Annotated in this window: 1 pseudogene; it reads right to left on the bottom strand. The window is 34.7% G+C overall.

What is annotated here, in order from left to right:
• A pseudogene (locus IM284_RS23210) lies at nt 1-363 on the bottom strand (histidine kinase); the annotation flags it as partial.

Genomic DNA, 363 nt, shown 5'->3' with positions numbered 1-363 from the left:
CTTCCTCAGCAACTCCGAAGCTGCAGCACGTGAAAAACCATATTCTTGCAATGACATTTCTTTTGGATTCACCGTCCCATAATCGACAAACTTTGAAAGATTTATGCCACTCGAATCCTCACCATGTATTGATTTACACAATTGATGATAATGAGCTAAAGCACTTTCAAGTTTGAATGTGATATCAGTTTCTATGGTATTTATAACTTCTAAAATTTTTTGATTCAAATGTTGCGGATTACTTCTATCAAAATCGACCCAAGAGAATGATTCAACATCACGTACTGATTTGCTGTATTTAATGGAGTTATTTATTATTGCACTTATAGGTTCTCCCATCAGCCAAGAGTATGTCATTATATG

This window comes from Enterobacter cloacae complex sp. P12RS (genome assembly GCF_014895875.1).
Taxonomy (GTDB): Bacteria; Pseudomonadota; Gammaproteobacteria; order Enterobacterales; family Enterobacteriaceae; genus Enterobacter; species Enterobacter bugandensis.
This window is presented reverse-complemented; position numbering and strand designations above follow the sequence as displayed.